The 11,443-nt window shown below is 32.7% G+C and carries 8 protein-coding genes; all 8 read left to right on the top strand.

Translation table 11 applies throughout. The features are described 5' to 3' along the window. On the top strand, positions 1-1,247 hold a 1,247-nt coding region (gene uvrC, locus ABJD66_RS08570; protein WP_348130432.1), incomplete at its 5' end, for an excinuclease ABC subunit UvrC. A 3-nt stretch (positions 1,248-1,250) separates the two neighbouring features. Next, entirely contained in the window at positions 1,251-3,512 is a 2,262-nt protein-coding gene (locus tag ABJD66_RS08565; protein ID WP_303541974.1) for a patatin-like phospholipase family protein, read from the top strand. Between the two features lie 212 nt (positions 3,513-3,724). Then, on the top strand, positions 3,725-4,867 hold the full coding sequence (gene hppD / locus ABJD66_RS08560; protein ID WP_303541976.1) for a 4-hydroxyphenylpyruvate dioxygenase: 1,143 nt from the start codon (positions 3,725-3,727) through the stop codon (positions 4,865-4,867). A 314-nt stretch (positions 4,868-5,181) separates the two neighbouring features. Then, on the top strand, positions 5,182-5,961 hold the full coding sequence (locus tag ABJD66_RS08555; RefSeq protein ID WP_100894636.1) for a DUF3108 domain-containing protein: 780 nt from the start codon (positions 5,182-5,184) through the stop codon (positions 5,959-5,961). A gap of 6 nt (positions 5,962-5,967) precedes the next feature. Then, positions 5,968-6,933 (top strand): tryptophan 2,3-dioxygenase family protein, encoded by a 966-nt coding sequence (locus tag ABJD66_RS08550; protein ID WP_100894635.1) that lies wholly within the window; start codon positions 5,968-5,970, stop codon positions 6,931-6,933. After that, positions 6,933-8,222, top strand: coding sequence for a peptidoglycan DD-metalloendopeptidase family protein (locus ABJD66_RS08545; RefSeq protein WP_100894634.1), 1,290 nt, complete (start codon positions 6,933-6,935; stop codon positions 8,220-8,222). The genes ABJD66_RS08550 and ABJD66_RS08545 overlap by 1 nt, the downstream gene beginning before the upstream one ends. A gap of 2 nt (positions 8,223-8,224) precedes the next feature. After that, positions 8,225-9,871: a glucose-6-phosphate isomerase gene (gene pgi, locus ABJD66_RS08540; protein WP_348130425.1), complete on the top strand. Its 1,647-nt coding sequence runs from the start codon at positions 8,225-8,227 to the stop codon at positions 9,869-9,871. Positions 9,872-10,046: 175 nt separating this feature from the next. Continuing rightward, on the top strand, positions 10,047-11,443 hold a 1,397-nt coding region (locus tag ABJD66_RS08535; protein ID WP_348130422.1), incomplete at its 3' end, for a carboxypeptidase-like regulatory domain-containing protein.

The raw sequence follows: 11,443 nt of genomic DNA, 5'->3' as shown, positions 1-11,443 counted from the left end.
CTTGTGAAGGTCACCAATCTGCAGAGGAATACCAAAGGCAAATTATAGAAATAAAAGACATTTTAAAAGGCAATTTTAAATCGTCTTTACACTATTTTAAAAATCAGATGAAAGTACTAGCCTCTGAAATGAGGTTTGAAGAGGCACAGGATTTTAAAGAAAAAATAGAAGTTTTAGAGAATTACCAAGTTAAAACAACTATAGTTAATCCTAAGATTAATAATGTAGATGTTTTTTCAATTATTTCTGATGAAACTTTTGCGTACATAAATTTTTTACAACTATCACACGGTGCAATTATTAGATCTCACACTCTAGAATTAAAGAAAAAACTAAATGAGACTGATGAAGAGCTGCTTCAATTAGCTATTATAGAAATTAGGCAAAGATTTAAATCTTTATCAAGAGAAATATACCTGCCTTTTCCTGTAACAGTAGATAGCAACTTAAAGGTAACAATACCTAAACTTGGCGACAAAAAAAGAATTTTAGAATTATCTGAAAGAAATGCTAAGTACTATAGAATGGATCGTTTTAAACAAATAAAAGTTACAGATCCAGACCGCCATACAAATCGTATTATGGCGCAAATGAAAAAAGATTTACGCTTATCTGAAGAACCAAGACACATAGAGTGTTTTGATAACTCTAACATACAAGGAACCAACCCAGTTGCTGCTTGCGTTGTATTTAAAAACGGAAAACCAGCAAAAAAAGAATATAGACACTACAACATAAAAACTGTTGTTGGCCCAGATGATTTTGCGTCTATGGAAGAAGTAGTGTTTAGGCGCTACAAAAGACTACTAGAAGAAGAACAATCCTTACCACAGTTAATTGTAATAGATGGTGGTAAAGGACAACTATCTTCTGCTCTTAAAAGTTTAGATGTTTTAGGGTTAAGAGGAAAAATAGCTATTATTGGTATTGCAAAAAGATTAGAAGAAATTTATTTCCCTGGAGATTCAATTCCCTTATATTTAGATAAAAAATCTGAAAGCCTTAAAATAGTACAACAACTACGTAATGAGGCGCATAGATTTGGAATTACTTTTCACAGAACAAAACGAAGTAATGCAGCCATAAACTCTGAACTAGAAAGTATAGATGGAGTTGGAGAAAAAACTGCAACAGATCTTTTAAAGTCATTTAAATCTGTAAAAAGAATAAAAGAAGCTAGCATAGAAAAACTTGCCGAAATTGTAGGTATGTCTAAAGCTCAAAAAATATATAACACCTTTCATTAAAAAATGAAGAAACTAGTACTTACTATAATCACACTTTTAATTTGCGGTATTGGTTTTACGCAAAATAAAGTAGCAAAAGACAGCGTAAAAGTTGGCCTAGTGCTAAGTGGTGGTGGCGCAAAAGGATTAGCACATATTGGAGCATTAAAAGTTATTGAAGAAGCTGGTGTTAAAATTGACTATATTGGAGGCACAAGTATGGGAGCAATTATTGGCGCCTTATACGCTTCTGGATATTCTGCTAACGAACTGGACTCTATTTTTAATAGTATAGACGTAAATCTTTTAATACAGGACAACTTACCAAGAGGAGCAAAAACTTTTTATGACAAGGAAGATGCAGAACGGTACGCACTAAGCTTGCCATTTAATAAATTTAAAGTTTCCTTTCCGTCTGCTATATCTAGCGGACAAAACATATACAACCTACTGGTTAAATTACTGTACCACGTTAAAGACACAGATGACTTTAGTAAATTACCAATTCCTTTTTTTTGCATTGCAACAGATGTAGAAACCGGACAAGAAATTTTACTAAATAAAGGTTATTTACCCGAAGCCATTATGGCAAGTGGCACATTCCCGTCTTTATTTGAACCTGCCGAAATAAATGATAAAATTTTAATAGATGGCGGTGTAGTAAACAATTACCCTATTAACAAACTAAAAAAATTAGGTGCAGATATAATTATTGGTATAGATGTACAAGACAGTTTGTCTAGCAGAGACAACCTTGGCTCTGGCACAGAGGTTTTACTACAAATTAACAACTACAGAACTGTTAACGACATGAAGGCTAAAGCCAAGCTAACAGATGTGCTTATAAAACCAGAAATAGGGAAATACTCGGTTATAGATTTTGCTCTTGGCAAAGAAATTATAGAATCTGGTGAGACTGCTGCAAGAACAAAAATCAACCAATTAAAAAATATCGCTTTACAACGTGGCATAGACACAAAAAAACACAACAACATAAAACCACACGACTCTATAACTATTAACAGGCTAATAATCTCTGGCCACCAAGACTACACCAGAGCGTATATTAAAGGTAAGCTAAGGTTAGATTTAGACAAAACAGTACCCTTTGCAAAACTACAACAAGGCATAAACAACCTTGCAGCTACTAATAATTTTAAAACAATACGCTATACACTAGACTCCAGACCCTCTATAGACTCCGAGGAAGATGAACTTGTTTTGACTTTAAAAATAAAAGAAAACAAAGACAAGATGTTTATTAAAATGGGCGCGCATTATGACGATATTTATAAAAGTGCAGCCATAATAAACTTAACAAAAAAGAATATTTTTTTACAAGATGATGTTGGCTCTTTTGATTTTATACTGGGCGACAATATTAGGTACAAAATGCAATATTACCTTGACAAAGGATTTTATTGGAGTTTTGGACTAAACTCTACCTATAACGACTATAATTACGAAATAGATTACGACATTATTAAATCTAATTTCCCAGGGCCAGATACAGGAATAAATAATATAAATATAAGCGCTACAAACCTTACTAACCAAGCATATATACAAACTGTTTGGAACGAAGAATTTGCATTTAGCTTAGGAGCAGAACATCGGTTTTTAAAATACACTACTCGCACACTACAAGAAGACAACGCAAATAATAATGAAGACTCTAGAACCATATTTGAAAAGAGCAATTACTTTAGCACGTTTGCTAAATTAAAACTAGACACATATAACGACAAATACTTCCCTAGCAAAGGTCTTTATTTTAATGGTGATTTGCATTTTTATATGTTTTCATCAGACTACAACAACAACTTTAAAGAGTTTTCTATAGCACAAGGAACTATGGGTGCTGCTTTTGAGTTAACTCACAATTTGTCTTTAAACCTAGAAGCCGGCGCAGGCTTTAAACTAGGTAACTCCAACGTAAGGTCATTAGATTTTATAATGGGCGGTTACGGTAACGACTTAGGAGATGGCTATATTTCTTTTTTAGGCTATGATTTTATTAGCCTAACCGGAAACAGTTATATAAAGGGGCTTACAAAGCTAGATTATGAATTTAGCCCAAAAAATCATTTACTTTTATCAGCAAACTTTGCCAACATAAATGATGACATTTACAGAAAAGCAGAATGGTTTCAACTACCAGAGCACACGGGATACGGAATTGGCTACGGTCTTGAATCTTTTTTAGGCCCAATACAAGCTGTTTACTCCTGGTCTCCAGAGAAAAACAAAGGAAGATTGTTTTTTAGCATTGGATATTGGTTTTAAATCATCAATTAACAATCACAAGGCACAAACTTTACCTATTTTTACGATATTTGTAAAAACAAAACTGTTTTATGTTATTATTTAGAATTGATATTACCGCCCACCTCCGGGCTATGTGGTGAAACAAGTGTTTTTCACTTAATAACTTATCTCTACAACAGAAATAAGAACTTTATCATATCAAAATTATATAAATTTTAAAACAAAATATTATGTCAACATTAGACAATACATCACTTAAATTACCAAAAGAAAACTTAGAAGCAGAAGATTTTTTACCATTATTAGGTACTGATTATGTGGAGCTTTATGTAGGTAACGCAAAACAAGCTGCTCATTATTATATGTCTGCATGGGGTTTTCAGCCACTTGCATACGCTGGCTTAGAAACCGGACTAAAAGATCGTGTGTCCTATGTAATAGAACAAGGTAAAATTAGATTGGTATTAACTTCACCTTTAAATTCTGGAGGAGACATAAACAAACATATTGATGCACACGGAGACGGTGTAAAAACTGTTGCTCTTTGGGTTGATGATGCAACTAAAAGTTACAAAGAAACTACTAGCCGAGGTGCAGAAAGTTATTTTGAACCTAAGAAAGAAGAAGATAAAGACGGAGAGGTTGTTTTCTCTGGAATTCATACATACGGAGAAACAGTTCATGTATTTGTAGAAAGAAGTAATTACAACGGTGTTTTTCTTCCAGGTTACAAAGCTTGGAACCCTTATTACAAACCAACAGATGTAGGCTTAAAATTTATAGACCATATGGTAGGTAATGTTGGCTGGAACGAGATGAACAAGTGGTGTGAGTTTTATGCCAAGGTAATGGGCTTTGCACAATTAGTTTCTTTTGATGATAAAGATATTTCTACAGAATACACTGCTTTAATGAGTAAAGTGATGAGTAACGGTAATGGGCGCATAAAATTTCCTATTAACGAACCTGCTGAAGGAAGAAAAAAATCTCAGATTGAAGAATATATAGATTTTTATAATGGAGCCGGTGTACAACATATGGCTTTAGCAACAGATAACATTATAGAAACTGTAACTGCGTTAAGAGATCGTGGAGTAGAATTTTTAACTGTTCCTAGCTCTTATTACGAAGATGTTTTAGATAGAGTTGGTGAAATTGATGAAGATTTAGCACCATTAAAAGAACTAGGTATTTTAATAGATAAAGATGAAGAAGGCTACCTATTACAAATATTTACAAAGCCTATTTTAGACAGACCAACAATGTTTATAGAAATTATACAAAGAAAAGGAGCAAAATCTTTTGGCAAAGGAAACTTTAAAGCCTTGTTTGAAGCTATAGAAAGAGAGCAAGAATCTAGAGGAACCCTTTAACAAAACCACTATATTATTATGAATGCAGTAATATTTGCATTTAAAAGCTAAAGTAGTGTTAACACTTTAGTTAAAGTAAGTTAAAACCAATTATAACTCTGAATTAATGTAGTACTTTTGACGGCATAAGGGGTGGTTCCCTTATTAACTTTAAGTATTGGTTTTTCATAATTTAAAGTTTGGTTGGTTATTTAGGAAAAGCCTAGTTTTAAGACTAGGCTTTTTTTTATACAATACTTTGGAACAAAAGTTGTTTAAATAATTGTAAAGACATCTAATTGTGTTTTCAATTTTAGTAATTTTACAACAACGATATGAAAAAGGTATACTTATTATTCTTATTACTAGCTACATTTGCTGCTAATTCTCAAAACAAGCACAGCTCGTTTAAAGCAGGAGAATGGTTACGCTTTAGAATTCATTATGGAATTTTTAACGCTAGCTACGCTACACTTCAAATAAAAAACGATAAAGTAAACGGCATACCAGTTTACCACGTAATAGGCAAAGGAAGAACAACTGGCTTGGCTCGTGTTTTTTTTAAAGTAGACGACACCTACGAAAGTTATTTTGACAAAAATCACGGCAAACCCTATAAATTTGTTAGAAAAGTTAGCGAAGGAAGCTATACATTAAATTTAGATATAGATTTTGATCACAAAAAGAAAAAAGCTGTTTTAAATGATCATAAAAAAAACAGAAAGTTAGACTTTAAAATAGAAGATAACATACAAGATTTAATATCTGCATTTTATTATGTAAGAAACAATTATAACGCAGATGAATTAGTAAAAAATGAAACCATTACACTTAATTTATTATACGACGATGATGGCATTTTTAAGTTTAAGCTTAAATATTTAGGAAAAGAAACTTTAAAAACTAAATACGGTAAAGTAGAATGTCATAAATTTAGACCCTATGTAGAGTCCGGACGTGTTTTTAAAGAACAAGAAAGTTTATCGCTTTGGGTTTCTAATGACGAAAATAAAATTCCTATTAGAATAAAAGCAGACTTAGCTGTTGGCTCTCTTAAAGCAGACCTAGATGGGTATGCAGGACTAAAGCATCAGTTTAAAATAATAATGGATTAACACTTAATGGACAATAAAGAAAAGATAGCGTCTCAAATATTAAAATTAGAAGAAAAATACAAAGGATCAGGACAAGATCTAAGTTCTTACCTAGATGGTTTACTTTATGAGAAATATTTAACATATTGGGATTACATTCATCTAGACACGCTATTAAGCTTACAAATACCAAGAACACATTTTCCTGATGAGGAAATTTTTATAATGTACCACCAAATTACAGAGTTGTACTTTAAGCTTATTTTACATGAACAAAAACAAATTGTAGACGATAAATCTCAAAATGTAGATTTCTTTATAGAAAAAGCCAATAGAATAAACAGTTACTACAAGGTTCTTATATCTTCATTTAGCATTATGATAAATGGTATGGATAGAGAACAGTTTTTAAAATACAGGATGGCCTTATTGCCAGCAAGTGGTTTTCAATCTGCACAATACAGAATGATAGAGCTGTACTCTGCCCCTTTAGAAAATCTAGTTCATAAAACTAAAAGAGCAAATTTTTCATCAGAAAACAGTATTGAAGAATTATACGAAGAAATTTACTGGAAAAACGGAGCTACAGATAAAGATACAGGCGAAAAAACATTAACTCTTAAACAGTTTGAGTACAGGTACACACCACGCTTAATACGTATTGCAAATCAAGTTAAAGACAATACTATTTATCATAAATACCTTGCACTTCCTAAAGAAAGTCAAGAAAACCCAGAATTAATTAAAGCTTTAAAAGCATTAGATATAAATGCAAACGTTAATTGGCCGTTAATGCATATGGGTTCTGCTTACAGGTATTTAGCCAAAGATAAAGAAGCAATTGATGCTACAGGAGGTACTAATTGGAAACAATATTTACCACCAAGTTTTCAAAATGTTGTGTTTTTTCCATATTTATATACAAAAGAAGAGTTAAATAATTGGGGAAAAGAGTGGATAGACCATATCTTTAACCCCGAAAAATCTAAATAATGCAAAAATTCTTTCTTTCACTTTTAACAATATCTATATTTATTTCTTGCAAGGACAGCAAGGTTAAAGACCATGATAATCTTCCGGAAGTAATCACCATAGAAAAACCAGTAGTTGCTATGGAGTATGGTTTTAATTTAGATGACTTTACAGTTTTACAAGATACAATTAGAAGTGGAGACAGTTTTGGTGAATTAATGACCAATAACAAGGTAGACTATCCTAAAATTTTTAAAATATCTGAAGAATATAAAGATAGTTTTGATGTACGCCGTATTAGAGTTGGTAAACCTTACGTTATATTAAAATCTAAAGACACCACAGAAACTGCTCAATATTTTATTTATGAAAACGATCGTATAAACTATACCGTAGTAGATTTACGAGATTCTGTAAATGTGTACAAAAAAAAGAAAAAAGTTACTTATGTAGAGCGTGAAGCCTCTGGCATAATTAGTACTTCTTTGTCTGAGGCTATTTTAGCCCAAGGTATAGATTATAATGTAACCAATAATTTATCAGAAATATATGCTTGGTCTATAGATTTCTTTAGACTACAAAAGGGAGATAAATTTAAAGTTATATATAAAGAACGATACATAAACGACACTATCTATGCTGGTGCAGAACCTATAGAAGCTGCATATTTTGAGCACAACGGAAAACCGTTTTACGCTTTTGAATATGTAACAGATTCTCTAAAGCAAATTGCAGATTATTATGATCATGAAGCAAACAACTTAAGAAGAGCATTTTTAAAAGCCCCTATTAAGTTTAACTACAGAATTTCTTCTAGATACAACTTAACTAGAAGAATTAAATACTATGGCTACAAAGTTAGACCACACAAAGGAACAGATTATGCAGCTGCAATTGGAACTCCTATTATTGCCACAGCCAACGGTACTGTTGTAGAGTCTACAAGACGAGGTGGTAATGGAAAATTTGTAAAAATTAAGCATAACGGAACCTATAGCACTCAATACCTACATATGAAAAACCAAAATGTTAAAAAAGGTGATTATGTATTACAAGGTGATGTAATTGGATGGGTAGGTATGACAGGTAACAGTGGTGGCCCACACGTTTGTTATAGATTTTGGAAAAACGGGAGACAAGTGGATCCTTTAAAAGAAAAACTACCAACAGCAGAAGCTATTGCAGATAGTTTAAAAACAGGATACTTGGCGCATATAAAGCCAAAAATGACTCAGTTAGACAAAATTGTTTTTCCTAAAAAAATAATTACCCAAGAAGAAGATAAAGAAGAAAACATAATTAATCCATAATAATGGCATTACAGAACACCAACCCTACTACAACTGCCGCTTGGCAAAAATTACAAGAAAACTACAATAACACTAAAAATCTTAAGGTTAAAGATTTGTTTAAGGACGATGAAAATCGTGCTAACAAATTAACCATTAAAGACAAGGATTTCTTGTTTGATTATTCTAAAAACAGAGTTACAGATGAAACTGTTAAACACTTATTAGAATTAGCAGACCAAGTGAACTTAAAAGACGCTATTAAAAGCTACTTTAAAGGAGAACCAATAAACCAAACAGAAGGAAGAGCCGTTTTACACACTGCATTACGCGCAAAAGAATCTGACTCTGTTTTAGTAGACGGTAAAAATGTAATACCAGAAATTTACGAGGTTAAGGAAAAAATTAAAAACTATACAGAGAGTATTATATCTGGTAATAGCAAAGGGTACACAGGTAAAGCATTTACAGATGTTGTAAATATTGGTATTGGTGGCTCAGATCTTGGACCTGCAATGGTTGTAGAATCTTTAAAGTTTTACAAAAACCATTTAAAAATGCACTTTGTAAGCAATGTAGATGGTGACCACGTACATCAAATACTAAAAGAACTAGATCCTGAAACAACTTTATTTGTTGTTGTATCTAAAACATTTACCACACAAGAAACACTTAGCAACGCTACAACTATAAAAAAATGGTTTTTAAATCCAGAATTTAAAACCAAAGAAAGTGATATTGCACTTCATTTTGCAGCAGTATCTACTAACGCTGCAAAAATTGCAGAATTTGGCATAGACGCCAACAATGTATTTCCTATGTGGGATTGGGTTGGAGGACGTTTTTCTTTATGGAGCGCAGTTGGCTTAAGTATAGCTCTTTCTGTAGGGTTCTCTAATTTTGATAGTCTTCTAATGGGCGCTAATGAAATGGATGAACATTTTAAAAACACAGAGTTTTCAGAGAACATTCCAGTTATTTCTGCCCTACTAACTATATGGTACAACAATTTTTATAATGCAGAGACCGAAGCTATAATTCCTTATTCTCAATACCTAAGTAGATTTTCTGCTTATTTGCAACAAGGTATAATGGAAAGTAATGGAAAAAGTGTAGATCGTAACGGGGACAAAGTTACTTACCAAACAGGAACAATTATATGGGGAGAGCCAGGAACAAACTCTCAACACGCATTTTTTCAACTAATTCACCAAGGAACTAAAATAATACCTGCGGAGTTCATAGGCTTTAAAGAATCATTATTTGGCGATAAAGACCACCAGAACAAGTTAATGGCTAATTTTATAGCACAAACAGAAGCTCTTTTAAATGGAAAAACTGAAGAAGAAGTACTTTCCGAACTAAAAGAGAAAGGATTAAATAATGAAGAAATAGAAAAATTACTCCCTTTTAAAGTTTTTGAAGGAAATAAACCAACTACTACATTGTTAATTGACAAATTGACGCCAAAAAGTTTAGGAAAATTGATAGCTCTTTACGAACATAAAATATTTGTTCAAGGTATAATTTGGAATATTTTCAGCTATGATCAATGGGGTGTTGAACTAGGAAAACAATTAGCCAGCACCATACTAAAAGACATAAATTCTGACAAAAACGAAAATCACGATGCATCTACATTGCAAATCCTAAAAGGGATTAAACAATAGAAATATCTTACTAAAATTATTAAAATGGCGTTGATAACTTATTGTTTATCAACGCCATTTTAACATAAATTTATGTTATTTTTGCGTTAACTGATTTAACATTCTGTTAACGTACAAGTAGTATAAATTATACACTTTTGTGCCGTTAATAAAAAAACTAAAGAACAAAAGAAAAATGAAAAAAAATTACTTCGTTTTTGTCGTTATGTTATTATGTACGGCATTCGCATTTTCTCAAGGAACCATCACTGGTAAAATATTGGATGGTGATTTAGGAGGACCTCTACCAGGAGCAAGTGTAGTTGTAAAAGGAACTACAAATGGTATGGCTGCCGATTTTGACGGTAACTTTACTATTACTGCCCCAAGTAACTCTGGTGTATTGGTTGTATCTTATATTGGATACATTACCAAAGAAGTAAGCTTTAGCGCTGTTGGAAATGTAGGTAACATTACGTTGATGCCAGATGCAGAAGCTTTAGAAGAAGTTGTTATTGTAGCTTCTGTAGCTGTAGACAGAAAAACTCCGGTTGCTGTTTCTACAATTAAAGCTGCTGACATTGAGCTAAAATTAGGAACGCAAGAATTTCCTGAAGTATTAAAATCTACACCTGGTGTATACGCTACTAAATCTGGTGGTGGCTTTGGTGACGGTAGAATTAACCTTAGAGGTTTTGACTCTGAGAATGTTGCTGTAATGATTAACGGGGTTCCTGTTAATGATATGGAAAACGGTAAAGTATACTGGAGTAACTGGGCTGGATTATCAGACGTTACTTCTTCTATGCAGGTACAAAGAGGTTTAGGTGCTTCTAAAGTAGCTGTACCTTCTATTGGTGGTACTATAAACATTTTATCTAAAACTACAGACGTAGAAAAAGGTGGAAGCATTATTGGTGGTGTTGGTAACGACGGATACCAAAAGTATGGCGCTACTTTATCTACTGGTTTAATGGATAACGGATTTGCTGCTACAGTATCTGCTTCTAAAACAACTGGTGAAGGTTATGTTGACGGTACACAATTTAATGGTTTTAACTATTTTGTAAACATCTCTAAGCAGATTAATGATAACCACAAATTATCTTTAACTTCTTTTGGCGCACCACAAACTCACGGTCAACGTCAAAATAGAAGTTCTATTGACACTTACAGAAATGCTGAAAGTGGTATTAGATTTAACCCAGATTGGGGTTACAAAAACGGTCAAGTTACTCATATAGAAGACAACTTCTACCACAAATCTCAAACTTCATTAAACCACTATTGGAATATTGATGATAAATCAATCTTATCTTCTGCTGTTTACGCCTCTTGGGGTAAAGGTGGTGGTGGTGGTACTGCTGGTAACACAGATCTATTTAACACAAGATTAGGTGGTTTTGATCAACCAGTAGACTTAGACAACATTGTAGAGATTAACCGTGAAAATGGTCGCCAAGGTTTTGGATCTGAGTCTTACTTAAGAGCTTCTGTAAATAACCACGAGTGGTTTGGTTTCTTATCTACTTACAAAAACTCTTTAACTGAAAACTTAGATTTATTAGTAGGTATTGATTTAAGAGATTACAC

Origin of the sequence: Cellulophaga sp., assembly GCF_039943695.1 — a bacterium.
In the GTDB taxonomy this organism is placed as follows: Bacteria; Bacteroidota; Bacteroidia; order Flavobacteriales; family Flavobacteriaceae; genus Cellulophaga.
Note: the sequence above shows the minus strand (reverse complement) of the source record. Positions and strands in the feature narration are given on the sequence as shown.

Excerpts from the sequence above, each read along its gene's own strand:
- ABJD66_RS08565 (WP_303541974.1), top strand. The coding sequence starts at position 1,251 with ATGAAGAAACTAGTACTTACTATAATCACACTTTTAATTTGCGGTATT.
- hppD (WP_303541976.1), top strand. The coding sequence starts at position 3,725 with ATGTCAACATTAGACAATACATCACTTAAATTACCAAAAGAAAACTTA.
- ABJD66_RS08555 (WP_100894636.1), top strand. The coding sequence starts at position 5,182 with ATGAAAAAGGTATACTTATTATTCTTATTACTAGCTACATTTGCTGCT.
- ABJD66_RS08550 (WP_100894635.1), top strand. The coding sequence starts at position 5,968 with ATGGACAATAAAGAAAAGATAGCGTCTCAAATATTAAAATTAGAAGAA.
- ABJD66_RS08545 (WP_100894634.1), top strand. The coding sequence starts at position 6,933 with ATGCAAAAATTCTTTCTTTCACTTTTAACAATATCTATATTTATTTCT.
- pgi (WP_348130425.1), top strand. The coding sequence starts at position 8,225 with ATGGCATTACAGAACACCAACCCTACTACAACTGCCGCTTGGCAAAAA.